The organism is Mesorhizobium sp. B2-1-1 (assembly GCF_006442975.2).
Lineage (GTDB): Bacteria > Pseudomonadota > Alphaproteobacteria > Rhizobiales > Rhizobiaceae > Mesorhizobium.
On the sequence record NZ_CP083954.1, the window covers coordinates 1,496,030 to 1,518,869 of the forward strand.

General features: G+C 63.5%; 23 protein-coding genes and 1 tRNA gene. 8 read left to right on the forward strand and 16 right to left on the reverse strand.

Annotated features, from left to right (window positions below):
• Nucleotides 1-51: 51 nt before the first annotated feature.
• The 4 genes from FJ972_RS07290 to FJ972_RS07305 are packed head-to-tail and all read right to left on the reverse strand — an operon-like array spanning nucleotide 52 to nucleotide 2,573.
• Complete coding sequence (locus tag FJ972_RS07290; RefSeq protein ID WP_140500872.1) at nucleotides 52-852, reverse strand: rhomboid family intramembrane serine protease; 801 nt, start codon at nucleotides 850-852, stop codon at nucleotides 52-54.
• A 31-nt stretch (nucleotides 853-883) separates the two neighbouring features.
• Nucleotides 884-1,465, reverse strand: coding sequence for a cob(I)yrinic acid a,c-diamide adenosyltransferase (locus tag FJ972_RS07295; RefSeq protein ID WP_140500873.1), 582 nt, complete (start codon nucleotides 1,463-1,465; stop codon nucleotides 884-886).
• A 25-nt stretch (nucleotides 1,466-1,490) separates the two neighbouring features.
• On the reverse strand, nucleotides 1,491-1,682 hold the full coding sequence (locus FJ972_RS07300; RefSeq protein ID WP_140500874.1) for a twin transmembrane helix small protein: 192 nt from the start codon (nucleotides 1,680-1,682) through the stop codon (nucleotides 1,491-1,493).
• 24 nt (nucleotides 1,683-1,706) lie between these two features.
• Nucleotides 1,707-2,573 carry an SDR family oxidoreductase gene (locus FJ972_RS07305; protein ID WP_140500875.1) on the reverse strand — a complete coding sequence of 289 codons (867 nt, stop codon included), beginning with the start codon at nucleotides 2,571-2,573 and terminating at the stop codon, nucleotides 1,707-1,709.
• A gap of 58 nt (nucleotides 2,574-2,631) precedes the next feature.
• Between FJ972_RS07305 and FJ972_RS07310 the strand changes: the two genes are divergently transcribed.
• Nucleotides 2,632-3,483: a YihY/virulence factor BrkB family protein gene (locus tag FJ972_RS07310; RefSeq protein WP_140500876.1), complete on the forward strand. Its 852-nt coding sequence runs from the start codon at nucleotides 2,632-2,634 to the stop codon at nucleotides 3,481-3,483.
• A 105-nt stretch (nucleotides 3,484-3,588) separates the two neighbouring features.
• Here FJ972_RS07310 and FJ972_RS07315 read toward each other — a convergent pair whose 3' ends face one another.
• Both FJ972_RS07315 and gluQRS read right to left on the reverse strand, forming a co-directional pair.
• Complete coding sequence (locus tag FJ972_RS07315; protein ID WP_140513861.1) at nucleotides 3,589-4,485, reverse strand: DMT family transporter; 897 nt, start codon at nucleotides 4,483-4,485, stop codon at nucleotides 3,589-3,591.
• Nucleotides 4,486-4,635: 150 nt separating this feature from the next.
• On the reverse strand, nucleotides 4,636-5,505 hold the full coding sequence (gluQRS, locus tag FJ972_RS07320) for a tRNA glutamyl-Q(34) synthetase GluQRS (RefSeq protein WP_140525442.1): 870 nt from the start codon (nucleotides 5,503-5,505) through the stop codon (nucleotides 4,636-4,638).
• Nucleotides 5,506-5,579: 74 nt separating this feature from the next.
• On the opposite strand from gluQRS, the gene FJ972_RS07325 reads away from it, so the two are divergent.
• Nucleotides 5,580-6,221, forward strand: coding sequence for a DNA-3-methyladenine glycosylase family protein (locus FJ972_RS07325; RefSeq protein ID WP_140500879.1), 642 nt, complete (start codon nucleotides 5,580-5,582; stop codon nucleotides 6,219-6,221).
• A 130-nt stretch (nucleotides 6,222-6,351) separates the two neighbouring features.
• On the forward strand, nucleotides 6,352-6,909 hold the full coding sequence (locus FJ972_RS07330) for an HNH endonuclease (protein WP_023677956.1): 558 nt from the start codon (nucleotides 6,352-6,354) through the stop codon (nucleotides 6,907-6,909).
• Nucleotides 6,910-7,269: 360 nt separating this feature from the next.
• On the opposite strand, the gene FJ972_RS07335 is transcribed toward FJ972_RS07330, so the two are convergent.
• Both FJ972_RS07335 and FJ972_RS07340 read right to left on the reverse strand, forming a co-directional pair.
• Complete coding sequence (locus tag FJ972_RS07335; RefSeq protein ID WP_140513858.1) at nucleotides 7,270-7,788, reverse strand: disulfide bond formation protein B; 519 nt, start codon at nucleotides 7,786-7,788, stop codon at nucleotides 7,270-7,272.
• A gap of 84 nt (nucleotides 7,789-7,872) precedes the next feature.
• Nucleotides 7,873-8,460, reverse strand: coding sequence for a YqaA family protein (locus FJ972_RS07340; RefSeq protein WP_140500881.1), 588 nt, complete (start codon nucleotides 8,458-8,460; stop codon nucleotides 7,873-7,875).
• 327 nt (nucleotides 8,461-8,787) lie between these two features.
• Here FJ972_RS07340 and FJ972_RS07345 point away from each other — a divergent pair.
• Both FJ972_RS07345 and FJ972_RS30240 read left to right on the forward strand, forming a co-directional pair.
• A tRNA-Leu gene (locus FJ972_RS07345) sits at nucleotides 8,788-8,872 on the forward strand.
• Nucleotides 8,873-8,935: 63 nt separating this feature from the next.
• Nucleotides 8,936-9,373, forward strand: coding sequence for a hypothetical protein (locus FJ972_RS30240; protein ID WP_318013596.1), 438 nt, complete (start codon nucleotides 8,936-8,938; stop codon nucleotides 9,371-9,373).
• A 181-nt stretch (nucleotides 9,374-9,554) separates the two neighbouring features.
• Here FJ972_RS30240 and FJ972_RS07355 read toward each other — a convergent pair whose 3' ends face one another.
• Nucleotides 9,555-9,755: a hypothetical protein gene (locus FJ972_RS07355; protein ID WP_140525443.1), complete on the reverse strand. Its 201-nt coding sequence runs from the start codon at nucleotides 9,753-9,755 to the stop codon at nucleotides 9,555-9,557.
• A gap of 335 nt (nucleotides 9,756-10,090) precedes the next feature.
• Here FJ972_RS07355 and FJ972_RS07360 point away from each other — a divergent pair, with 335 nt between their 5' ends.
• The gene (locus tag FJ972_RS07360; RefSeq protein ID WP_140500900.1) at nucleotides 10,091-10,324 is read left to right on the forward strand and encodes a polymerase; all 234 of its coding nucleotides are present in this window, start codon (nucleotides 10,091-10,093) and stop codon (nucleotides 10,322-10,324) included.
• Nucleotides 10,325-10,900: 576 nt separating this feature from the next.
• On the opposite strand, the gene FJ972_RS07365 is transcribed toward FJ972_RS07360, so the two are convergent.
• The 5 genes from FJ972_RS07365 to FJ972_RS07385 form a co-directional block, all read right to left on the reverse strand.
• Nucleotides 10,901-12,181, reverse strand: a complete 1,281-nt coding sequence (locus FJ972_RS07365; RefSeq protein ID WP_140525444.1) for a GNAT family N-acetyltransferase — start codon at nucleotides 12,179-12,181, stop codon at nucleotides 10,901-10,903.
• Entirely contained in the window at nucleotides 12,181-13,581 is a 1,401-nt protein-coding gene (locus FJ972_RS07370) for a lipopolysaccharide biosynthesis protein (RefSeq protein ID WP_140525445.1), read from the reverse strand. The genes FJ972_RS07365 and FJ972_RS07370 overlap by 1 nt, the downstream gene beginning before the upstream one ends.
• Nucleotides 13,582-13,757: 176 nt before the next feature.
• Nucleotides 13,758-13,964 (reverse strand): DUF1127 domain-containing protein, encoded by a 207-nt coding sequence (locus FJ972_RS07375; protein WP_140525446.1) that lies wholly within the window; start codon nucleotides 13,962-13,964, stop codon nucleotides 13,758-13,760.
• Between the two features lie 58 nt (nucleotides 13,965-14,022).
• Nucleotides 14,023-14,520, reverse strand: a complete 498-nt coding sequence (locus tag FJ972_RS07380; protein WP_140525447.1) for a hypothetical protein — start codon at nucleotides 14,518-14,520, stop codon at nucleotides 14,023-14,025.
• A 418-nt stretch (nucleotides 14,521-14,938) separates the two neighbouring features.
• Nucleotides 14,939-15,211, reverse strand: coding sequence for a DUF4242 domain-containing protein (locus tag FJ972_RS07385; RefSeq protein ID WP_140500909.1), 273 nt, complete (start codon nucleotides 15,209-15,211; stop codon nucleotides 14,939-14,941).
• A 216-nt stretch (nucleotides 15,212-15,427) separates the two neighbouring features.
• Here FJ972_RS07385 and FJ972_RS07390 point away from each other — a divergent pair, with 216 nt between their 5' ends.
• Nucleotides 15,428-18,013 (forward strand): helix-turn-helix transcriptional regulator, encoded by a 2,586-nt coding sequence (locus FJ972_RS07390; protein WP_140525461.1) that lies wholly within the window; start codon nucleotides 15,428-15,430, stop codon nucleotides 18,011-18,013.
• 58 nt (nucleotides 18,014-18,071) lie between these two features.
• On the opposite strand, the gene secA is transcribed toward FJ972_RS07390, so the two are convergent.
• Entirely contained in the window at nucleotides 18,072-20,804 is a 2,733-nt protein-coding gene (secA, locus tag FJ972_RS07395; RefSeq protein WP_140525448.1) for a preprotein translocase subunit SecA, read from the reverse strand.
• Between the two features lie 259 nt (nucleotides 20,805-21,063).
• Between secA and FJ972_RS07400 the strand changes: the two genes are divergently transcribed.
• Nucleotides 21,064-21,981, forward strand: coding sequence for a peptidylprolyl isomerase (locus FJ972_RS07400; protein ID WP_140500911.1), 918 nt, complete (start codon nucleotides 21,064-21,066; stop codon nucleotides 21,979-21,981).
• 63 nt (nucleotides 21,982-22,044) lie between these two features.
• Here the strand turns inward: FJ972_RS07400 and FJ972_RS07405 are convergent, their stop codons facing one another.
• Nucleotides 22,045-22,644, reverse strand: a complete 600-nt coding sequence (locus tag FJ972_RS07405) for a TetR/AcrR family transcriptional regulator (protein WP_140525449.1) — start codon at nucleotides 22,642-22,644, stop codon at nucleotides 22,045-22,047.
• Between the last annotated feature and the right edge of the window lie 196 nt (nucleotides 22,645-22,840).

Here is a 22,840-nt window from a genome sequence, read left to right on the forward strand (position 1 = left end):
GCGAACCCGCACGTCAATATGCCACGGCGTCGGGCAATTCACTCAATCGGTTCAGTCGGGGCCGGGGGCACTTCCCCGACCCCAGCGTGGCACGGGCTGCGCGGCAATCGGCTCGTTTACGGCCGGATCTACGGCGATGGCGGGCTGGTCGGCGGGTGCGGCCTCTTCGTCCGCGCCCGCAAAAAGCGGCACGCCGCGGCTGCGCAGCACGAGCACCAGCACGGCGCCGGCGATGATGCCGCCTATGTGGCAGGCCCAGGAAATCTGGTCCTCGCCACCGGCGGCGAACATGACGATCTGGAACAGCACCCACAGGAGGAGCGGGATGAAGGCCGGGATGCGCAGCGGAATGCGGGCAAAGGCCAGCACCCAGACCTTCACCCTGGGATAGAGGATCAGGTAGGCGACGACCACGCCGGCGATGGCGCCGGAGGCGCCGATCAGCGGCACCTGCGAGTCCCACGCGATGAGGCCCTGGAAGGCGGCTCCGGCGATGGCGCACAGGAGGTAGAAGATGAGATAGCGGATATGGCCGAGCGCGTCCTCGACATTGTCGCCGAACACCCACAGGAACAGCATGTTGCCGCCAAGGTGGAAAATGTCGGCATGCAGGAATGAGTAAGTGAGATAGCTCAGGCTTTCGGGAATGACGATAAAGCGCGGGTCGAGCTCTGCCGTGTCATGCACCACGGAGGGGATGAAGCCGAGGCCGAGCACGGCGGCATTGGTGAAATTCTCGCCCCCGAGCGCGGTGGCGCAATAGACCAGCGCGTTGGCCAGGATCAGGGCGATCGTCACATATTGCAGCCTGATGTGCCGCAGCCTGTTGGTGTCGTAGAGCGGGATGAACATAGGTGCCTGGCCTCTCCCGCCTTGGCATAGTTCAGCGGTTCTTGCCAGGAACCCATAACACGTCGGCATTTCCATTGTCATTGACCGCCCTGGCGGCGACGAACAGGAAATCGGAGACGCGGTTGATGTATTTCAGCCCGTCGCGGTTGACGTGCTCACCAGGATGCTGTGCGAGCGCCACCATCAGCCGCTCGGCCCGCCGCGCCACCGTGCGGGCGAGATGGAGCGCAGCGGCGGCCGGCGTGCCGCCGTTCAGCACGAAGGATTTGAGCGGCTGGAGGTCGTTGTTGAGGAGATCGATGTCGTGTTCGACGCGCTCGGTCTGCGCGGCAATGATGCGCAGCGGTTCGTAGCCGAGCGGCTTGCCGTCGTCGGGCACAGCCAGATCGGCGCCGAGGTCGAAGAGATCGTTCTGGATGCGGGCAAGCATGGCGTCAATCGCCGGGTGGCTTGGGGCGGTGTGAACACGAGCCATGCCAATGCAGGCGTTGGCTTCGTCGACAGTGCCGTAGGCGTCCACCCTGAGATCGGACTTCAGCCGCCGCTCACCCGTGCCGAGCCCGGTGGTGCCGTTGTCGCCGGTGCGGGTGTAGATCTTGTTGAGCTTGACCACGTCGCCTCCCGAACGGCCGGTGTCCTCATTTGCGGGTGAAATACACGGCCAGCAGGATCAGCGCCAGCGCCACGGCCTGCAGCACGACGCGCGTCTGCATCAGCTTGTTGGAGGTCATGCCGGAACCGCCGCGCATCATGTTGATCAGGCCCCGGACCAGCACGATCACCACGGCGACCATGACCAGGATGGCAAGGATGTTGAAGACGGATGCCATTTGCGTTTCCAGTCCTTTTCTTGTTCAGGCGCGTTTGGCGAGCAGGCGGTGAAGCATCGATGCCGGAAGGATGCGTTTGAGCGTGGCGCCGACCTTGGCGGGCACTGTTACCACATAGTGCGGGCGCGGGCGCCGCGACAGAAGTGCATGGCGAAGCGCCTTGTGGACCACTTCCGGCCCGGGCTTCAGCGCCGATTGGCTGCCGCCGGTGCGCATCCGTTCCAACTGCGCCTCATAGTCCGCGCGATGCACGGAATTCTCATGGTCGATATTCCTGAGAAACCAGGCGAGTCCGTTGCTGGCGATCTTCGATTTCACCGGCCCCGGCTCGATCAGCGAGACATGCACGCCGCTGCCGGCCAGTTCCTGGCGCTGACAGAGCATCAGCGCCTCCAAAGCGTGTTTGGATGCCGAATAGGCGCCGCGAAAACGTACCGGCACCAGGCCAAGGATCGACGAGCAATGAACGATCCGGCCACCGCCCTGGCGGCGCATCACAGGCACCACCCGGCCGGTCAGGTCGTGCCAGCCGAAGAAATTGGCCTCGAACTGCTCCCGCAAGGCGGCCACCGGCAGATCCTCGACCGCGCCCGCTTGCGCATAGGCGCCGTTGTTGAACAGAGCATCGATCCTGCCGCCGGTCCGCTCCAGCACTGAAGCCGCAAGCGCTCCGATGGAGGCAGGTTCGCGATAGTCGAGATAGAACGCCTCGATTCCCTCTTTTTCCAGGGCCGCGATGTCTTCGGGCTTGCGCGCCGTGGCGAACACCCGCCAGCCTTCCGCCTTGAGCGCCCGCGCGCAATAAGCGCCTATGCCGGACGACGCGCCGGTGACGATGATGACGCGCAACGCGCGTGCCGACGGATTCGTCTTATGACCAAGGGTTGCCATTTGCCGCATTCCCTTCCCATATTCGCGGCGTCGAGACAATCGAAGGGGAGCGCGGTTCTTGTTGCGGAATATCGTCGCCCTGCGCCGCGTGCTCTACGACGCGATCGGTCATTTCAACACCGATGACGGCTGGGCGATGGCCAGCCATCTGGCAATCACCTCGCTGATGGCGCTGTTTCCGTTCCTGATCTTCGCCACCACGCTGGCGAGCTTCCTCGGCGCGCAAGCCTTCGCCGACACGGCCGTGCACCTGGTCTTCGACACCTGGCCGGAGCAAATCGCCAAACCGATCGCGCGAGAGGTGCTGAACGTGCTCACCGTGCGACGATCGGACCTGCTCACCTACGGTGTGCTGCTGGCCGCCTATTTCGCCTCGAACGGCATCGAGGCGCTGCGCACCTCGCTCAACCGGGCCTATCGCGTCACCGAGACGCGCGGCATCATCTATCGCCGCGTGCAGAGCATCTTCTTCGTGCTGATCGCCACGGCAGGCTTCCTGGCGATCAGCGTGCTCCTGGTCTTCGCGCCATTGCTGGCGCGGCTGGCCGAGGCGCATTTCGAGTGGATAAAACCCTATACGGGCACCATCACGCTGTGGCGCTACGTCATCGCCTCGACCGTCATCGTCGGCGGTCTGTTTTCAGTGCATTACTGGCTGCCGGCCGGCAAGCGCCGTTTCGTCTCGCTGATCCCCGGCATCGTCTTCACGCTCGCCGCATGGCTGATAGGCTCGACCATTTTCGCCACCTATCTCGACCATTTCTCGTCCTATGTGACGACCTATGCCGGGCTTGCCTCGATCATGATCGCGGTGGTCTTTCTCTACATCGTGTCCGCGATCTTCATTCTCGGCGGCGAACTCAACGCAGCAATCAGCCGCTATCTCGAGGCACGCGCGCGGGTGGGATGACCGGCTGAATTGAAGAACTGGAGAATTGGAGAATTGGAGAATTGAAGAAGAAGCCCCCAGCGCCAGATGGCACCATTTTCCTCAATTCCTCAATTCCTCAATTCCTCAATTCCTCATTTCTACAATTCTTCCCTTGGTCTGCCGCGCCGTTGCCAGACCGACACCGAAGGTCGTGATCGCCATGCCGGCAATCTGAAGCGCGTTGAGCTGCTCGTCGAACAAGGCCCAGGCGATGACGGCCGTCACCGCCGGCACCAGATAGAACAGCGAAGCGACCTTCGACATCTCGCCGTCGCGGATCATCACCATCAGAAGGAAGATGGCGCCGATCGACAGCACCAGCACCAGCCAGGCCATGGCGAAGATCAATTCGCCGTTGATGACGACCGTGTGGGTCTCGAAGGCCAGTGAAGCCACGATCATCACCGAAGCGCCGCCGACATATTGCCACATGGTCGCGGCGACGAGGTCGCCGCCGGAAGCAAAACGCTTCTGCCATATCGTGCCGGCGCTCATGCCGAGCACCGAGACCAGCGAGGCGGTCAGCGTGGCTGACGTCACGCCGCCGCCGAGCGCGCCGAGCTTTGGCCAGAGCACGATGACGACGCCGGCCAGGCCGACCGCGAGGCCGGCCCAATGGCGCGGCAGGATCGCCTCGCCGAGAAACTTGCCGGCGAGCACCGCCGTGATCAGCGGCTGCAGGCCGACAATCAGCGCCGACAGCCCGGCGGGCATGCCCCTGTGGATAGCCCAGAAGACCGCGCCGAGATAGACGCCATGCATCAGAATGCCGGCCCCGGTGGCGTGCAATGCCTCTTCGCGGGAGGCTCTCTTGGAGCCAAGCACGACCACCAGGCCGGCGAACAACGCCGCCGCCAGGACGAAGCGCGCAGCCAGGAACGTAAACGGTTCGGCCCACGGCATAGCATAGCGGGCGCCGATGAAGCCGGTCGCCCACAGGACGACGAAAGTGGCGGGGATGAGCCGCTTGACGCTGTGCATTTTCCGGGGACCGCGCTTGACGAGAATTGAGCCGTGGCGAAGCTCTAGTCCGGTTCAAGCCGGCGCGCAAAACGAAACGATTGATCCATGCATCACCGGAATTCAACCGGCCGCCTTTTCCGCAAACTGCCTCTTCGGCCTTCGCCTGCATCAGAGACCGACCATCCGCCTGACATCGTGAGTCGACACGCCCGCTTCGCGCAAGACGGCAAGGCCGGTGTCCTTCCGGCTTTTCGACAGCTTGCGCCCGTCGGGTCCCAGGATCAGCCGGTGATGGAAATAGGCTGGCTGCGGCAGGCCAAGCAGTTCCTGAAGCAGCCGCTGTACCCCGGTGGCGGAATAAAGATCCTGGCCGCGCACGACATGGCTGACGCCCTGCAGCGCATCGTCGACGACGACGGCGAGATGATAGCTGGTCGGGATTTCGCGGCGCGCCACGATCACGTCGCCCCAATCGCACGGGCGGGCCTCGACGACGCGCGTCGCGGAAAGCGATTCGTCTGAAAATTCGTTCCATGACAAATCCTTGCCGACGCGTGCCATCGCCGCATCGACATCCAGCCGCCAGGCGAAGGGAGCGCCCTCGGCAATGCGGCGCCGGCGTTCCTTCGCCGGCCGCGCCTTGTCGACGGCGGGATAGACCGGCACGCCATCGGGATCGCGCGGCCAGTCGCGCTTTTCGCTGTCGGCGATGAAAGCCCGGATTTCGCTTCTGCTCATGAAGGCGGGATAGACGAGGTCCTCCCGGATCAGCCGGTCAAGCACCGTCTCATAACAGGCGAAGTGCTCGGATTGCCGTCGTACAGGCTGTTCCCAGGCAAGACCGAGCCATTTCAGGTCGGCAAAGATGCCCGCCTCGAATTCCGGCGAGCAGCGCGTGGTATCGATATCCTCGATGCGCAGCAGCAGGCGGCCGCCGACCGCTCGCGCCAGTTTCTGGTTGAGCAGCGCCGAAAAGGCATGGCCGAGATGCAGTTCGCCATTGGGACTGGGCGCGAAACGGAATGTCAGGAGTGTCATCTCTTGAGCGGCAATCGGGTTGTGCGGCGGTTTTGCCAATTGCTACCGTGCGGCCGGTTCAGGAACAAGAAAGCATGCAACGTATCGCCACATTGGACGACATCGCCCGGGGACTCGACGCGCTTTGCGCGATCGACCCAAGGCTGGAAAAGATCCGCGGCATGGCGGGCGAGGTGCCGCTACGGCTTTCCCAACCGGGATTCTTGAGCCTTGCCTCGATCATCGTCTCGCAGCAGGTGTCGCGCGCCAGCGCCGATGCGATCTTCGGCCGGCTGACGAAACTGGTCGACCCGCTGACGCCGCTGGCGATCCTTGCCGCCGGCGAGGATATGTTTCGCGAGGCGGGCCTGTCGCGACCCAAGCAACGCGGCCTCCTCGCCGCCGCCCAGGCGGTGGCGGACGGCCTCGATCTTCATCATTTGTGTTCGCTTGACGCCGGCGAGGCAATCACGACCATGACGGCGGTGCCCGGTATCGGTCCGTGGACGGCGCAGGTGTATCTGCTGTTCGCCGCAGGCCATCCCGACATCTTCCCGGCGCGCGATGTCGCGCTCCAGACCGCCGTCGGCCATGCGCTCGGCATCGACCCGCGTCCGCAGGAGAAAACACTGATCCAACTCGCCGAATCATGGAGCCCATGGAGAGGTGTCGCATCGCGGCTTTTCTGGTCCTATTATCGCGAATTGAAGGGCAGGGATGCCGCACCCCCTGCCTGAAAGCGCGAAAAAGCATCAAAATCTCGTTTTTTTGTGCCTTCGGACGCGTGACAATCCGCTTCACATCCCTGTCATGTCGGGCTTACAGTATCCGCGCCATTCAGGTTAGAGAACCAAGGAGGCCAACGACGTGACGGTTGCCGTATCTCCGGATGGGCTTCCAGCGCTGGTGCTGAATGCGGATTACCGTCCGCTCAGCTATTACCCCCTGTCGCTCTGGTCGTGGCAGGACGCCATCAAGGCGGTGTTCCTCGAACGGGTGAACATCGTCGCCGAATACGAGCACGCGGTGTCCTCGCCGACCTTCTCGATGAAGCTGCCGAGCGTCGTCAGCCTGAAGGCCTATGTGAAGCCGTCGCGGCATCCCGCCTTCACACGCTTCAATGTCTTCCTGCGTGACCGCTTCCAGTGCCAATATTGCGGCACGCCCGACGATCTGACCTTCGATCACGTCATCCCCCGCCACCGCGGGGGTGCTACGACGTGGGAGAATGTCGTGGCCGCCTGTTCCCCCTGCAATCTCAGGAAAGGTGGCATGATGCCGGCCCATGCCAAGATGTGGCCGTTGCAGAAGCCCTACCAGCCGACGGTGCACGACCTGCACAATAACGGCCGTCTGTTCCCGCCCAACCATCTGCATGAAAGCTGGATGGATTATCTGTACTGGGATGTCGAACTCGAACCCTGAGATCGTCCGAGAATTCGGGACGCTGGCCGTCTGAAGCGATTGTCTCCATGATAGTCTGACATACCCTAATATCGGACCAGCTCGGCCGCGCTCACTTATCAGCGGCTTCGCGTTTTGAGGACCGGCTTCCCCCACTCCGTCGCTGCTTCGCAGCGCCACCTCTCCCCCCTCCGGAGGGAGAGGAAAGGAGCCTGAGGCAATAGGTTCGCGCCATTCCTCTCCCCCGTCGATCGGGGGAGAGGTGGCTCGGCGAAGCCGAGACGGAGTGGGGGTCGACCTGGCTCGGACGTCGAAAGCCGCGCTATCCGACTCGGCCCGCCGGATTTCTGCTCGAACTCTTGTCGTGCCGTTCGGTTGAACTCAGTCGCGCGAAAGAGCGCTGCGGAAGGCCACGGCCGCGAGGACAAGGCTGGCGATGGCGTTCCAGCCGGCGAGCGACAGGCCGAGAATGCGAAGCGCGGCCTTGTCGCAGGAGGGGGGCACGAATTTGTCGAGCGCGTCGAGCACGCCTTTGCCGCCGGTGTCGACCGGGCCTCCGCCCGCGGTGCAATCGGCCGGGCCCTGCCACCAGGCCCACTCCACGCCGGCGTGATAGATGCCGAGATACAGCCCATAGAGCATCAGCAGGCCGCCGATGGCCAGCAAGCCGCGCACCACCCATGCCGGCGCGTGCAGCGCCGATGCAAGCAGCGCCAGCAGCATCAGCGGCACGCCGATATAGTAGGGCGTGCGCTGTTCCAGGCAGAGATGGCAAGGGATGTAGCCGCCAATGTACTGGAAGGCGAGCGCGGAGCCGACAGTGGCGGCCATGGCTACGGCAAGGAACAGGGCCGTCATGGTCCGCTGGCGTCCGGTGTTGGCAGTCATGGTCGCAGTCATGGGGTCTTTCGTCCGTTATGTTCGCCGCTCGCCCGGTCTTGTGGTCCATGTCGCCACGCCGCCGCGCGGTTTGGGCGACATGAATCAGAAGGCGTATTTGACCAGGATATAGAGCAAAATCAGGGCGGCTGCCGCCGCACCCGCGATCAGGCCGAGGCGCTTTTCGATGAACTCGCGGATCGGCTCGCCATAGCGGCGCAGCAGCCAGGCCAGAAGCAGGAAGCGCCCGCCGCGCGCCACGATTGCCAGCGCGATGAACAGCAAAAGATTGACGCCGATGACCCCCGAAAGGATCGTCACCACCTTGATCGGCGGCAGATGGGCGGCGCCCGAGGTGATCAGCATCAAGATGATGAAGCCGATGCCCGAAGAGACGCGCAGCGCCTCGAACTCGTCATACTTGCCGTAGAATTCGAGGATGGGCCGCGCCAGCGCGTCGTAGGCGTAGTGGCCGATGAACCAGCCGGCGATGCCGCCCAGCACGGAGGCGACGGTGGCGATCAGCGCATAGCGATAGGCGCGATCAGGCCGCGACAGTGCCATCGGCAGATAGAGCACGTCGGCCGGCACCAGGAACACGGAACTCTCGACGAAGGCGATGAAGGCCAGCCACCATTCGGCGGATTTGCGCGCCGCCAGCGACAAGGTCCAGTCGTACAGTCCGCGAAGCATCGGCTCTCCTAATGTCGTAAATGCCTACCGCACGGCGCCCACATGCACGGCGTGGCCGGCATAAGGGCAGGCAGAAAACCAGGGGCATGGATGAAACAGGTGCATGCGTGAAACCAAGACCCGAAGCGCGCCGCGTTCCTTCTTCCGGACGCCAGGCGCTTCGACACGACGCCTGTCTAGAAAGATTTTCCGCGCCGCACAATGGCAGTGCCCGCAGGAAACCGAAAGGGGCGGTTTGGTCGCGGCTCCGCAGGCTATCGGCAACAGGCCAGTTGACGAACAGGCCTCCAACCGTATAGTCCGCGCCATCCAGGCCGCCCGGCCTGAGCCCCTATGGCGGAATTGGTAGACGCGCTCGACTCAAAATCGAGTTCCGCAAGGAGTGCTGGTTCGATCCCGGCTAGGGGCACCATTTCAGTCGCCGCTTCGATGCGTCTGCCGCTAATTCCCGATCGGCGTTTCGGCAAATGCGGATATGGTGTTCGAGTTTGTCGTGCGCCGCTTAAAGCCGATATCGCAAGAGCGACATCCGGGAGCGGCTCGCCGGGTGCAGGACTGCATCTTCGGCCTGTCCAATGCGGTAGCCGCTTTCACGCTTCAGGACCTATGTTGGCCGCCTGACCGTTCCTCGGTGTGGATATATCAGGGCTTGAGATTGCCCCTTGCATCAGTTGTTGCTTATTTATCTGAAAGGGAGGAACTCATGCCGATTCGTCAGAAAGCTCAGGAGGCTGGCGTCTTCGATTCCTCCGAAGTGGCCCTGCTTGGCCGCGTGTTCGACAGGCTGAAGCTCGACGCCCGATCGGCCCAGCAACGTGAAGCGATTTCATCCCGCATAATCGCGAATTACATGGCCGGGATCAGGGATGAGGACGAATTGGTTTCGGCATCCAGACAGCCGCTGGGACGCTAACGCAATTCTGGTGCAAGTCGCGTCGAAACGATTCATCGACGAGCTTCGGAATTCACGTGAATACAAAGGGTCAGAGCGAGCGGGTTCCTTCAATGCCGAACCGCGCCAATGGGTCGGCGTAGACACCGGCCATAGTCGCAAGAAACGCCACTCGTGCCGTCCTATCCGACGGCATCCGGGTTCAACAAGGAAATCCCGCGAAGCTGAATTCGGCGACCGTGCCGTCCTCTCTGGTGACCCGAACGAACAGCGCGCCTGGAATGCGGGGTTGCATCGGATGACCGGTTGCCCGTCTGGCAGCCCCTGCGGGACTTGAAGCCGCCACCTCGTGCGTGCCGATAATTCTCTCGCCCAGGATTTCCTCCACCTTGTAGCTGGTCATTTTCCCTGTTGGGCGACGATCTTGACTATCGACAGAAGGAGCCCGGCCTGCTTTTGGCGGTAGGTTCGGCACTTGGCGAGCAGGCCGGGCTGTGCTCCCGGCTGTCAGGTACCTTGGTGGAGGGCTTAGCCGGTGCGAAAGGCAGACTGTCTCCTTCTCCTCGGACCCGCAATTGGGACTGAAGTCCGAAGCATCGACGCATTGGTCCTAAACCCTGAACATAAGCCGCCGTTCCTCATTGGCGTGGAAGCCGTCGAGTAAAGTCCCTTCATCGACGGTCCCTGGACGCCCGCCGTTGCTGCGAGCGGCGGGTGTCCGACTTCGGGGAGAAAGACATGCAGCTTGGCGAGATCATCGCGAACACCTTCGCCGTCCTGCTGCTGATTTGTTTTCTCGCGATCGTGTTCTTCCTGTTTGGAAAGCCGCTGTGGCCGGACCACTATGCTCGCATGTCGATTATTCTCCCGGTCGACGCGATGACCACGGCTTCGGTGAGACGGACCGGCGCGCATCCTCACCTGCCGGACACTTTCGACATGGCGCTCGCTCGCCCAAGACCGTCCCCGTAGGGCTCCGTGGCGGGCTTCTACGCGTCCAGGATTCTGGCGCCGGCAGCTTTCCCATGGCGGCTCACCCGCTGGTTCCGGCAGGTGGATTTCTCGCGTTCAGCGCCTGTTCCTCGCAATCCGCGCGCCACCGCCGAAAGCGCCGTGGAAGAAAGAGGACGAGTGGCTCAAGTTAGATCTGGTCGGCCGTTTCAAGTTCCTGAAGAGCAATGAAGATTAGCCTCATGCTCGCTGCCGGATTTCGTGAAGGCGGACCAAAGTCCCAGGGCCTGGTCCCAAAGGTCTTATGTTACCACTTAAGTTCCGTGAATGTCCTTTATATGTTCGAATGAATTAGCTAATTCTGATGTCCGCCACGAGGAAAAGCGCTCAAGAAAAACGGATGCGCCGCCGGCAAGCGACATGAATTATACCCAAAATCGTATCACCTTTGTCGCGCTTTGTTGAAAGATTGTGACTGTTGCTCAAGCAGGCGCTGGCGAATAAACGCTATCAATACAGTGACTGTTTATCCCATGAAGCAACCAAATGCTCAGGCTTGAAGCAAGCATCCACGCACTCCAGAAGATGCGAGCGCGTCTATCGTCTCTTGAGCAGGCTCTTCATCCGGTTGCGCAGCAGGCGGGCCATGTTGCGGGTCTCCCGGTAGAGATGCAGTTGCGAGGCCGCCTGGCGGGCGAGACGGTCGGCGTCCGGCGTCAGGCCGATCACCAGCGTGCCCATCGGCTTGCGCTCGGTCCACAGCCTGCTCATCACCGGATGGTCGGGCACGGCACAGGAATCGGTCATCATGATGTTGGGGTCGTCGAGATGCTGCCTGGTCACCTCGATCATCAGCAGCGTGCCTGGCGAATAGCCGGCCAGAGTTTCGTCGTAGGCCGTCTTCCAGGTGTAGGCAACGCCGGCTTCGACGAAGACGATCAGGCACGCAATGGTGCGGCCGTCGAGCGTCAGCGAATGGATGCGGCACAGGTCCTGCTCGGCCAGCCTGTGCACGGCCTCGCGGGCGAAGGCGGCGCGGTAGCGGTCGATCGCCATGGCCGTGCGCTCGCGGCCCTTCCAGCCGGCCGCCTCCAGCGTCAGGAAGCTCTCGATGGCGTGACGGATCTCGTCGGGGCCGCGCGCCACGACATGTTCAAGCTTGCCGAGGTCACCCAGCCGCCGCTTGAGGCGGCGGAACTCGCGATAATGGTGCGCGCGCAGCGAAGCCTTCAGATAGTCCTCGGCGTCGCGTTCGCTCTCGAGCAGCGGACGCTGGGCGTGACCGGTGGTGACCAACATCAGGCCACGCGTTTCGGCCACAGTGGCAACCAGGCTCGCCACCGCGCCGTCGAGCCTGATGTCGGGCAGGACGAACACTTTCGGCAGCTTCAGATGCGGGCGCGACAGCATCGAGAAGAAATCCTCGAGGACACCGACCGGATCGTCGCGGTCGACCAGCGGGGTGCCGAGCGGGCCGAACGGGCTCGACCATGTGCGCATGACCGGAACTCCGAGCGGCACCACCGGCCGCTCCACCGAGAACGGCACCAGAAGGCGTAGCCGGTTGCGGTATTCATCGCCGTCACGGATGACGGCCAGACGCACCTCGCGGTCTTCCAGCCGGGGCATTGCGGGCGCGAGGAAACGCGGGTTGAAGAAGACGTTGGGCTCGATGGTGCGGGCGCACAGATAATCCAGCTCCTCGACGAGGTCGAACCCGGCCGACGCCGGATAGATGGCCAGTTTCCGCTCGGGCCGGTTGTTGGCGAGGATCTCGATATGGGCCGGGTCGGTGTCGCGCCCCAGTCCGGCAAGGCCGGACACCATGGCGCCGGCGGGGCCGCCGCTGGTTTCCTCGAGCAAGGGGATGGCGGCCATCACGCGGCTCCTTTGGCTGGCACGAAGATCGCCATGACGATGCCGAGCTTGCGCCAGACCGTGAAGGACAGCGCGCCGGCCTCGAAGATCATGGCGAAGGCGGTGGCCATTGCGGCGCCCCACAGGCCGAAGAGCGGGATCAGCACCACGTTCAGGCCAATGTTGAAGGCCAGCGTCATGGCATAGACGGCGGCGCAGACATTCTGGTTGCCGCTCATGGTGAGCAGGCTTTCGCACGGGCCCACGGCGGCGCGCGCCACGACGCCGAAGACGAGCAGGAACAGAAGCGGATAACCCGATGTGAATTCGGGACCGAACAGCATCAGCATCGGTTTGCCAAGCGCCAGCACCAGCAGAGCCATGGCGAGCGATGGCCAGAAGGTCCACGACACCGTCTCGCGGGCGAAGGCGGCGAGCTTTTCCGGCTCGCCATGGGTGAACTGGGCATAGCGCTGAGCGACGCCTGCCTTGACGGCGAAGTAGACGAAATGCACCAGCGCCAGTGTCTTGACCGTGGCGAAATAGACGGCGACGTCGTTGGGGTCCATATAGGCGCCGACCATCAGCACGTCGGCATTGGTGAGCAGGAAAAAGAAGCTTTCGACCAGGAAGATCGGCAGCGAGACAATGAACCATTGTGCGAAATGCACCTTCATCGGCCCGGCCGGAATCTGCTTTTCCATGCGCCGGGTGACGCCGATAAGCTGGGCGAGCGTGGTGACGTAAGTGGCGGCGATCGAGGCGAAGATCGCGGTCTTCGCGTCGGGCGCGTAGCCGGCGAAAAGCATCAGCGCCATGAACAGCAGGATCAGCACGGGCCGTATCAGATAGGTCGGCGCCAGGGCGAACAGCGCCCAGCTGTTCGCCCTGGCCTGGCCTTGCAGCAGGTCCGACAGCGCTATCATCGGCAGGCAGATGACGCCGAGGATGAACGGCAGGACATAGTAGTTTTCAGTCCATGACGAAGCGCGCCACACGCCGAGTGCGCCGAGCCCGGCGATGACCGTCGAAGCGATCAGGACGAACAGGCGGCTGGCCACGACGATACCGCGCAACTCGTCGATGAGGCCGCGCTCGCGGTATTCGGGAATGAAGCGGATAACCGAGGTGTGGAAGCCGAGGCAGGCGAGATTGCCGACGATGACCATGGTCACCCAGACAAGGACGAAGATGCCGTATTCGAACGAGCCCATCCAGCGTGCCATCAACACCTGGCTGACGAAGGCGATGACGGCGCTGACGATGCGGATGGAAAAGGCAATGACCGACATGCGGCCGGCCTCGCCGCGCTCGTCGGCGGTGAACAGCACGGCGTCGACGCGGCCAAGCAACGGCTCCACGCGCAGCGCCAAACGCTGCGGCAAGAACCGCCCGGCTGTCGTGGCCGCGGAAAAGCGCACCCCGATTGTTCTCCGTTTTCCGCTTCTTTCCAGGCTTTGGTGTAGCGGAGACACCTTAAGAAAGGGTGGGTGGAAGAGGCATACACAATGGCAGAGAGGCCAGCGAGGACGACCGGTGTGGGTTCCATGCCGCAGGCAGGAGACAGGCGCTCTGTCGTTCCAACTCCCAGCCAAGCCTAAGAGCGGCGCGCTTCGCCGTGAGTTGCGACATAGTCGATCTCGGAACGGCTGATGCCGATGTCTTTCAGCATGAAATCGGGCATGGCCTCCAGGTGACGCCGCTCATGTCGGAGGCGCCGTCCGCGCGCCAGCCAAGCGAGGATGGCCATCAGCCGCCACGGTGGGGCGCGCAGCCTTGCCAGGAAGATAGCTATCTCGGGCATGGTTTCTCCTCGCGACGCCTGAAAGGCCTGCCGGCACTGTTCCGGCAGGCCGGTGCCGTCAGTCGGCCTTTTTCATGGCATCGCATGAGACATTCGGGTTCATGTCGGCGAAGGCGCCGGTCGGGTTCGGCTTCCAGGCCCAGACATGAAGTTCGTAGAAGGGGCCGAGGCCGTAGCGGTTGGGAGCGCTGTCGAAGTTGAACAGCTGGCCTTCGAGCGACGCAGGACCCTTCGCGGTGATATATTCGACGGCCACCAGCTTCAGCTTGCCATCGGCCATCGGCTCGTACATCACGGCCTCCGGCTTGGCGAGGTCGACGGCATCGTCCTTGAGATAGGCGCCATTGACGTAGTGAATGCCCATCGCGCCGCCGGTGATGCCGCTGGCGCAGGGAATCGGCGCATAGCCCTCGGCGGTGGCCGCCGCGACATTCACGAAGCGGCCGTTGGCCGCCCGCACCTCGGCGGCCAGCCGATTGCCACTCTCCGCAGATGCGGCAGTGGCGGTGATCGCCATGATGGACAGCGCGGCAAGGCGCCAGAAATTGACGTTCATTTTATTCTCCATTGGTTGTTGGTGACGCGCAGGCGGCAGGACCGGCCTGTAAGGCCCTGCTGCCATGCCTGCGCGTTGGATCGTCAGTTGCGGGACGGGTCCGATCCGTTCCTCTCTAGCCGGGCGGCGGTCTCATTGATGCCACCACCAATATTCCCAGTAGTCCCGCCGCATCTCGTGCTCCGGCAGGCCGACGTCCCGCCTTAAATAATCGTCTTGCGGTGGCAGGCGCCTGCGCCGGCTTCGCAATGGCGCGAGCAGCGCGGAGACAATCCGCGATGCGAGACCACGCCGGGAGGGTGCATGGTCGAACGCCACGACGGCGGCTGCCGTTTCGGGAGGAAACAGCACGGAAAGCCGACACCCATCGCTGCCCAGGACGATCTCACGCTCATTGTTCCATCCTTGGTCCATAGGGTCAGCGATAAAAGTAAGGGTCCAGGACCCTCACCTCCGTGATCTTGTCCACCGGTAGCGAATTCTTCTGCGCCGTGCTGCGGATCGCCTCCGGCGAGGGGGCGTCGTAGATGCAGAAACTCTTGTTCCTGTCGGGCGACACGAAGGAGTGCAGCCAGGTGACCCCCTTCTCGGCGTTGCGCATGATGATGCCGCCGAGCGCCGTCGCGCCGACGTCGTTCGTCGGCACGTTGAGCCCGTCGGGGAATGTCCGTTCGATCAGATAGCGAGGCATGGAGTGGCTTCCTTTTGTGACTGATTCACGCTCGAAATGAGCGCGGTTGGAGAAAAATCACGATCGTCGAAAGCGCACATCGGAGCCTTTCCCCATATTGCGCGGGACGATTCCCTATGTTTTCGACGTTTGGTCTGGGAGCCACACTGCGGATACCGAAGCGGGGGTATTTTTGGAGAAGGGTCGAGGGACGACGATACTTATGGGCCAGTGACGATGCTTCTGGAACGGCAGGCACAACTCGATCAGTTGGAGGAACTGCTCGCGGAGGCCGCGCGCGGTCGCGGCCGCGTGGCGGCATTGCTGGGCGAGGCCGGCGCCGGCAAGACGGCACTCGTCGAGGCGTTCGTAACCCGTGCCGGGCAGCACGTTTCCATATTCCGCAGCGCTTGCGAGGACCTGTCGATTCCCGATCCGCTTGGACCGCTCTATGATCTGGCCCGGGACGCGCAGTGGGCACTGCCCCGGGCAATCGACGACCGCCAAGGTCAGCGGCTGCCCCTGTTTTCAGACGCTCTCGAGGTTTTCGAGGCGAGGTCTCGGCCGGGTTTGCTGGTCATCGAGGATATGCACTGGGCCGACGACGCGACCCTGGATTTCGTCCGTTTCCTGGGCCGGCGCATCACCAACACGCATATGCTGGTGCTGTTCACGGCACGCACCGACCGCAGCGAAGGGCAGATGCGTGCGCGCCGGGTGCTCGGCGAAATTCCAGCCGGCAACGTCCAGCGCATCGAAGTGCCACTGCTCAGCGAGGCGGCGGTGTTGTCGCTTGCCGAAGCAGCCAACCGCGACGGCAGCGCAATCTATCGCGCCACCGCGGGCAACGCCTTCTTCGTCACCGAATTGCTGGCTGCCGAAAGCGAGATGATCCCGCCGGCCAGCGTCCGCGACGCCGTGCTGGCGCGTGCCGAGCGCCTGTCGCAGGGAGCGCGCTCGATGCTCGACGCGGTGTCTGTGTTTCCACGCCGCGCCGATGCCTGGGCGCTGCGCGGCCTCTGTGGCGTCGCCAGCGCCGGCCAGCTGGCGGAATGTGTCTCGAATGGCTTGCTCGACGATCTCGGCGATGGCTATGCCTTCCGGCACGAGATCGCCCGTCGCGCCATCGAGATGGCGCTGACCTCGAGCCGTCGGCGCGAATTCAACCAACGCGCGCTTTCCGCACTGCAGGAAAACGCCGAGGTGGCTACCGCAAGGCTTGTGCACCACGCGGTGGAGGCCCAGAATCTGGAGGCGGTGCGCGAGCTTGCCCCGCTCGCAGCGCGCGAGGCTTCCCGCGTCGGCGCGCATCGCGATGCCGCCGGCTACTACGAGGTCGCCTTGCGGCATGCCGACAGCCTGCCGATGAGCGACCGGGCGAGGCTTTACGAAGGATATGCGTTTGAATGCCATCTGATCGGCCGCATCGATGCGGCCATCGAGGCGCAGAGCCAGGCGCGCCGGCTACAGCAGGCGCTGGGCGACACGCTCAGGGAGGGCGACAGCCTCAGATGCCTGTCGCGCTTCGCCTATTTGGTGGGTGACCGCGAACAGGCGGACCTGTTCGGGGCCCAGGCAGTGGAACTGCTGGAACAGGCGCCTGCCAGTCCGGAGCTTGCCATGGCCTATTCCAATCTCTCGCAGCTGGCGATGCTGGCCGAGAAGCTCGATGAGACGCTGCTGCTTGGCGGCAAGGCAGTCGCTCTGGCCGAACGGTTGAACAAGCCGGAGATAATCTGCCACGCGCTCAACAATCTTGGCTCGGCCGAGCAGTGGCTTGACCTGGCCAAAGGCCGGCTTCACCTCGCCCGCAGCCTTGAAATCGCGCTCGTGCAGAATTTCCAGGAGCACGCGGCACGCGGCTTCACCAATTGCGCCTGCGCCGAAATGAACCAGCTCGATCTTATGCGCGCGCAATCCTTTCTCGACCGCGGCATTGCCTATTGCGTTGAGAACGACCTCGCGACCTGGCGCGACTATATGCGGGGCGTGCAGGCGCAGCTGCTTTTGCGACGCGGCCTTTGGGACGATGCGGCCGCCATGGCTCTCGACGTCATCGACGATGCTGCAACGACGGCCCTGGTGCGTTACCCATCCTTGGTCGCGCTGGCGAAACTGCGCATAAGGCGAGGCGATCCGGCTGGGCCTGTGCTGGAGGAAATGAAGCGGTTCCTGGACAGGGGAATGGAGCTGCAGCGGCTGGTGCCTTACACGGCGTCGATGGCCGAACTGGCATGGCTTGGGCAAGGCGACGCCAGTGAGGCGCTTCGCCTGATCGAGCTGGCAGAAAGCCTGTCGCCGACGAGGGCGATGTTCGCCGAACTGGCCGTCTGGCGGCTGCTCTTGTCGCCTGAAAGCGACCCTGGCGATACGACCGGCATGGCGGAGCCCTATCGCCTGCTGCTCGCCGGCGATTGGCACGGTGCCGCGACGCTGTGGGCCCGGCTGGGTGCTCCGTTCGAGCAGGCGCTCGCCCTGCTGCGCGGCGACGAGCCGGCCCTGCGCCTGGCCCTGGATATATTCGAGGGGCTCGGTGCCCGGCCGGTCGCCCAGCACGTCCGCGCCGTCATGCGGCAGAATGGCGTCAATAACATTGCAAGGGGACCACGGCAGAGCACGCGCGCCAATCAAGCTGGTCTGACGCTGCGCCAGATGCAGGTCCTGCAACTGATCGAACGCGGTTTTTCCAACAAGAGAATAGCCGAGCACCTGACCATCTCACCGAAGACCGTCGATCATCATGTCTCGGCGGTGCTGGGCAAGCTGGACGCCATTTCGCGTGGCGAGGCGACCGCCGCCGCGCGCGATTCCGGGCTGATCTGAGCACGTAGGAATCGCGCCCGGATCAGAAATCCGGGAATGTGAGCCCTGCGGGTTTTCCTTACGCGAAAGCGCCGTGGCAGTGCTTGTATTTCTTGCCGGAGCCGCAGGGGCACGCTTCGTTGCGGCCGACCTTGCCCCAGGTGGCGGGGTTGTTGGGGTCGCGGTCTTCGGGGGCGACGATGGCGTTGCTTTCCTGGCGCACCAGAAGGGCGGTTTCGCCGCCTTCGAAATCGTTCTCGCCGGTGGTACCGTCAATATGCGTGCCGAACATGTCGGGGGCTTCCGGCGGCGGGGCCTCGGCAGCCTGGCGGACCAGTTCGACGCGCATCAGCTGCGCGGTGACGGCCTGGCGCAGATTGCCCAGCATCGCCTGGAACAGCTCGAACGCCTCGCTCTTGTATTCCTGCAAAGGATCGCGCTGGGCGTAGCCGCGGAAGCCGACAACCGAACGCAGATGGTCGAGATTGACGATGTGCTCGCGCCATAGATGGTCGAGCGTCTGCAGCACCACGGAGCGCTCGACATAGGTCATCACCTCGGGCCCGAAGCGCTCGGCGCGCTCCTTGGCGGCGGCGTCGGCGGCTTGCGTGATGCGCTCGCGAATGTCGTCCTCGGCGATGCCTTCTTCCTTGGCCCATTCCTCGATCGGCAGGTCGAGATTGAGGAACTCGGCGACCTCGGCCTTCAGCCCGGCGACATCCCACTGCTCGGCATAGGCGTTCTCGGGAATGGCCTTGGCGACGATCTCGTCGATGACGCCTTCGCGCATCTCGGCAATGGTCTCCGACAGACCTTCGCCGTCCATCAGCTCGATGCGCTGTTCGAACACAACCTTGCGCTGGTCGTTCGAGACGTCGTCATATTTCAGAAGATTCTTGCGGATGTCGAAGTTGCGCGCCTCGACCTTCTTCTGCGCCTTTTCCAGCGCCTTGTTGATCCAGGGATGGATGATGGCCTCGTCTTCCTTGAGGCCGAGCTTCTGCAACATGCCGTCCATGCGCTCGGAGCCGAAGATGCGCATCAGATCGTCCTGCAGCGACAGGAAGAATTTCGAGCGGCCGGGGTCGCCCTGGCGGCCGGAGCGGCCACGAAGCTGGTTGTCGATGCGGCGTGACTCGTGGCGTTCGGTGGCGAGCACGTAGAGGCCGCCGGCAGCCAGCGCCTTTTCCTTCAGGCGCTCGACGTCGGCATAGATTTCCTTTTCCCGCGCCTCGCGCTCGGGCCCTTCGGGCATGTCGCCCAGTTCCTCGGCGATGCGCATCTCGGCATTGCCGCCGAGCTTGATGTCGGTGCCGCGGCCGGCCATGTTGGTGGCGATGGTGATGGCGCCGGGCTTGCCCGCCTGGGCGACGATCGCCGCCTCGCGCTCGTGATGGCGGGCGTTCAGCACCTCGAAATCCTTAAAACCTTCCTTGCGCAGCCGCTCGGCCAGTTGCTCGGACTTCTCGATCGAGGTGGTGCCGACCAGCGTCGGCTGGCCCTTGGCGCTGGCTTCGCGGATCTCCTTGACGATCGCCTTGTATTTCTCCTCGACCGTCCGGTAGACCTCGTCGTCCTCGTCCTTGCGGATGACCGGCAGGTTGGTCGGGATCTCGGTGACTTCGAGGCCGTAGATGTTGCCGAATTCCTCGGCCTCGGTCAGCGCGGTGCCGGTCATGCCGGAAAGCTTCTTGTAGAGGCGGAAATAGTTCTGGAAGGTAACGGAGGCGAGCGTCTGGTTCTCCGGCTGGATCGCCACATGCTCCTTGGCTTCAAGCGCCTGGTGCAGGCCTTCCGAATAGCGGCGGCCGGGCATCATGCGGCCGGTGAACTCGTCGATAATGACGATCTCACCATTGCGCACGATATAGTCCTTGTCGCGCTGGAACAGGCGGTGCGCCTTCAGCGCATTGTTGACGTGATGGACGATGGCGACGTTCTCGACGTCATAGAGCGACTCGCCCTTCAAGAGGCCGGCGTCGCGCAGCAGGTTCTCGAGCTTCTCGGTGCCTTCCTCGGTGAAGATGGAGGTCTTCTGCTTCTCGTCGATCTCATAATCCTGCGGCTGCAGCTGGATGATGAAAGTGTCGATGGTGTTGTACATTTCCGAACGGTCCTCGAGGGGACCGGAAATGATCAGCGGGGTGCGCGCCTCGTCGACCAGGATGGAATCGACTTCGTCGACGATCGCGTAGTTGTGACCGCGCTGCACCATCTGGGCGCGCTCGTACTTCATGTTGTCGCGCAGATAGTCGAAGCCGAGTTCGTTGTTGGTGGCATAGGTGACGTCGGCGGCGTAGGCGACGCGGCGCTCCTCGTCGGACAGGCCATGGACGATGACGCCGACCGAGAGGCCGAGGAACTTGTAGACACGGCCCATCCATTCGGAGTCGCGGGTGGCGAGATAATCGTTGACGGTGACGACGTGGACGCCATTGCCGGCCAGTGCATTGAGATAAACGGGCAAGGTCGCGACCAGCGTCTTGCCCTCACCGGTGCGCATCTCGGCGATGCCGCCATTGTGCAGCACCATGCCGCCGATCAGCTGGACGTCGAAGGGGCGCATGCCGAGCACGCGGCGCGCCGCCTCGCGGGCGGTGGCGAAGGCCGGGATCAGCAGGTCCTCGAGGCTGGCGCCGTTGGCGATGTCTTGGCGGAACTTTTCCGTGCGGCCGGCGAGCTCTGCATCGGAGAGCGCCCGCATCTCGTTTTCCATGGCGTTGATCGCCTCGACACGGGGCCGGGTCGACTTGACCCTGCGGTCGTTGGAGGAGCCGAAAACCTTACGGGCGAGACCGCCGAGACTGACCATCCAATGGTCCTTTCGATAGAATTCTCAAACTGAGACGAGCGCCGGCCGGCCCCATCAAATCCACGTGAATGCGCCGCCTGTATACGGGCAACGCAAAAAGCGCCCGGAAAACGGTTCTGGACGCAAAGTCGTTGGACAGATAAGAGGGGGCTCAACTGATGTCAACGCCGCGCTGGCCCTGCCGGTCGCGCCAAATTCGGCCACAATCTGGCTGATCTGGAAGCCTCCCGTCCTTCACATCCTCATCGGAGTCATCTTAATGTCCTTGTTGTTCCGCCGTGCGTCGCTCGCCAGCCTCGGCCTGGCCGTCGGCCTGTCGGCTCTTTGCCTGTCGCCGCTGATGGCGCAGGAAACCGCACCAGCCCAGCCGGCACCACCAGCGGCACCGGCCGCACCGGTCGATCCGAATACAGTGGTTGCCACCGTCAACGGCCAACCCCTCACCGAAGCAGATCTCGTGCTTGCCGAAGGCGAGCTGTCGCAGCAGTTCGCGCAACTCCCGGCCGAGCAACGCCGCGCCGCGGCGCTTTCGGCCGCAATCGAGATCCGCGTCATGGCCGCCCAGGCCGTCTCGACCGGTCTCGACAAGGATCCCGATTTCCAGCGCCGCATGGCCTTCCTGCAGCAGCGCGCGCTGCATGGCGAGATGGTCGAGAAGGGCGTCGTTGACAAGGTCACCGACGCCGAGATCCGCGCCCGCTACGACCAGGAGATCGCCAACACGCCGCCGGTCAACGAGGTGCATGCCCGTCACATCCTCGTGAAGACGAAGGAAGAGGCCGAGGCGATTATCAAGCAACTCGACGGCGGCGCCGATTTCCAGAAGCTCGCCAACGAGCACACCTCGGATCCGAGCGGCAAGACCAGTGGCGGCGATCTCGGCTGGTTCGGACCTGGCCAGATGGTGCCGGAATTCGACAAGGCCGCTTTCGCGCTCGAGGTCGGCAAATACACCGAGCAGCCGGTGCAGTCGCAGTTCGGCTGGCATGTGATCAAGCTCGAGGACAAGCGCACCAAGCAGCCGCCGGCCTTCGACGACGTCAAGGACCAGGCCAAGCAGGCGGTCATCCGCGACAAGTATTTCGCGCTGGTCAAGTCGCTGCGCGCCGATGCCAAGGTCGAAATTCCCGATGCCAATTTGAAGAAGGCCGTCGATACGCTGGAAAGCGCCAAGTAAACCAGAACGGTTTCGAAAAAGGGGCGCGGTGGCCAAAGGGCGCCGCGCCCTTGTTGCGTCAGTTCAGCCGTCGGGCCCCTCTATGCCTCGCAGGAGATAGCGGACCACCTTGCGTATCGTCGCCTCGTCTTCGTCGAGCCGGTTGGTCAGGAGCTGCCGCCACGCATAGGAAGCCACCAGGTCGGCGGCCACAGCCGGATCGACATCGGCCGCGACCTCGCCCCTTGCCTTGGCGCGCTCGATGATCTGGCCGGTGTGGGCCCGGCGCCCGCCGGTATAGCCGGCAAGGGCCGTGGCCGCCGTTTCGTCCGACTGCGCCTCGGCGATCAGCGACCTGAACACGCTGCCCGACGACGTCTCGCGCCAGTGCGCGAACAGGTTCTTGAGGAAGCCGACGAGATCCTCTTCCAGTCTTCCCGTATCGGGAACATCGACGCGTTTCTGGCGCTGGTAGACCTCCAGCAGCAGCGAGGCCTTGCTCGGCCACCAGCGATAGATGGTCGGCTTTCCGGCACGCGCCCGCCGCGCCACGGCCTCGATCGAGAAGCCGGCATAGCCGGCCTCGACCAACACCGCCTCGGCGGCATCGAGAATGGCTTCCGCGCTGTCGGGATTGCGCCGCGCACCGATGGACTTACGCGCCGTATCCGCCTCTTCGGCCATCCTGTCGCCCTCGCCGTCGGTTTAGGCCGGCAATATAAGTGATCCGGCGATGAAACGAAACGGCCCGTTCTTGGCGGCTGAGGCAGGAGACATTTGCCTGCCATGTCCCCCCGCACGATGCGCAGGCCGCCATCGGTGCTGACCAACTCTGCCCGCGCTCCCGCGCCGAGTCGCAACGGCTCCCAGAAATACCAGG

What these genes read in the sequence shown, in the direction of transcription:
- FJ972_RS07335 (WP_140513858.1), bottom strand. Translation starts at nt 7,788, where the DNA reads ATGACTGCGACCATGACTGCCAACACCGGACGCCAGCGGACCATGACG.
- FJ972_RS07380 (WP_140525447.1), bottom strand. Translation starts at nt 14,520, where the DNA reads ATGAACGTCAATTTCTGGCGCCTTGCCGCGCTGTCCATCATGGCGATC.
- FJ972_RS07305 (WP_140500875.1), bottom strand. Translation starts at nt 2,573, where the DNA reads ATGGCAACCCTTGGTCATAAGACGAATCCGTCGGCACGCGCGTTGCGC.
- FJ972_RS07315 (WP_140513861.1), bottom strand. Translation starts at nt 4,485, where the DNA reads ATGCACAGCGTCAAGCGGCTCATCCCCGCCACTTTCGTCGTCCTGTGG.
- FJ972_RS07375 (WP_140525446.1), bottom strand. Translation starts at nt 13,964, where the DNA reads ATGCCCGAGATAGCTATCTTCCTGGCAAGGCTGCGCGCCCCACCGTGG.
- gluQRS (WP_140525442.1), bottom strand. Translation starts at nt 5,505, where the DNA reads ATGACACTCCTGACATTCCGTTTCGCGCCCAGTCCCAATGGCGAACTG.
- FJ972_RS07355 (WP_140525443.1), bottom strand. Translation starts at nt 9,755, where the DNA reads ATGACCAGCTACAAGGTGGAGGAAATCCTGGGCGAGAGAATTATCGGC.
- FJ972_RS07385 (WP_140500909.1), bottom strand. Translation starts at nt 15,211, where the DNA reads ATGCCTCGCTATCTGATCGAACGGACATTCCCCGACGGGCTCAACGTG.
- FJ972_RS07390 (WP_140525461.1), top strand. Translation starts at nt 15,428, where the DNA reads ATGCTTCTGGAACGGCAGGCACAACTCGATCAGTTGGAGGAACTGCTC.
- FJ972_RS07300 (WP_140500874.1), bottom strand. Translation starts at nt 1,682, where the DNA reads ATGGCATCCGTCTTCAACATCCTTGCCATCCTGGTCATGGTCGCCGTG.
- FJ972_RS07290 (WP_140500872.1), bottom strand. Translation starts at nt 852, where the DNA reads ATGTTCATCCCGCTCTACGACACCAACAGGCTGCGGCACATCAGGCTG.
- FJ972_RS07365 (WP_140525444.1), bottom strand. Translation starts at nt 12,181, where the DNA reads ATGGCCGCCATCCCCTTGCTCGAGGAAACCAGCGGCGGCCCCGCCGGC.
- FJ972_RS30240 (WP_318013596.1), top strand. Translation starts at nt 8,936, where the DNA reads ATGGTGTTCGAGTTTGTCGTGCGCCGCTTAAAGCCGATATCGCAAGAG.
- secA (WP_140525448.1), bottom strand. Translation starts at nt 20,804, where the DNA reads ATGGTCAGTCTCGGCGGTCTCGCCCGTAAGGTTTTCGGCTCCTCCAAC.
- FJ972_RS07405 (WP_140525449.1), bottom strand. Translation starts at nt 22,644, where the DNA reads ATGGCCGAAGAGGCGGATACGGCGCGTAAGTCCATCGGTGCGCGGCGC.
- FJ972_RS07340 (WP_140500881.1), bottom strand. Translation starts at nt 8,460, where the DNA reads ATGCTTCGCGGACTGTACGACTGGACCTTGTCGCTGGCGGCGCGCAAA.
- FJ972_RS07325 (WP_140500879.1), top strand. Translation starts at nt 5,580, where the DNA reads ATGCAACGTATCGCCACATTGGACGACATCGCCCGGGGACTCGACGCG.
- FJ972_RS07360 (WP_140500900.1), top strand. Translation starts at nt 10,091, where the DNA reads ATGCAGCTTGGCGAGATCATCGCGAACACCTTCGCCGTCCTGCTGCTG.
- FJ972_RS07400 (WP_140500911.1), top strand. Translation starts at nt 21,064, where the DNA reads ATGTCCTTGTTGTTCCGCCGTGCGTCGCTCGCCAGCCTCGGCCTGGCC.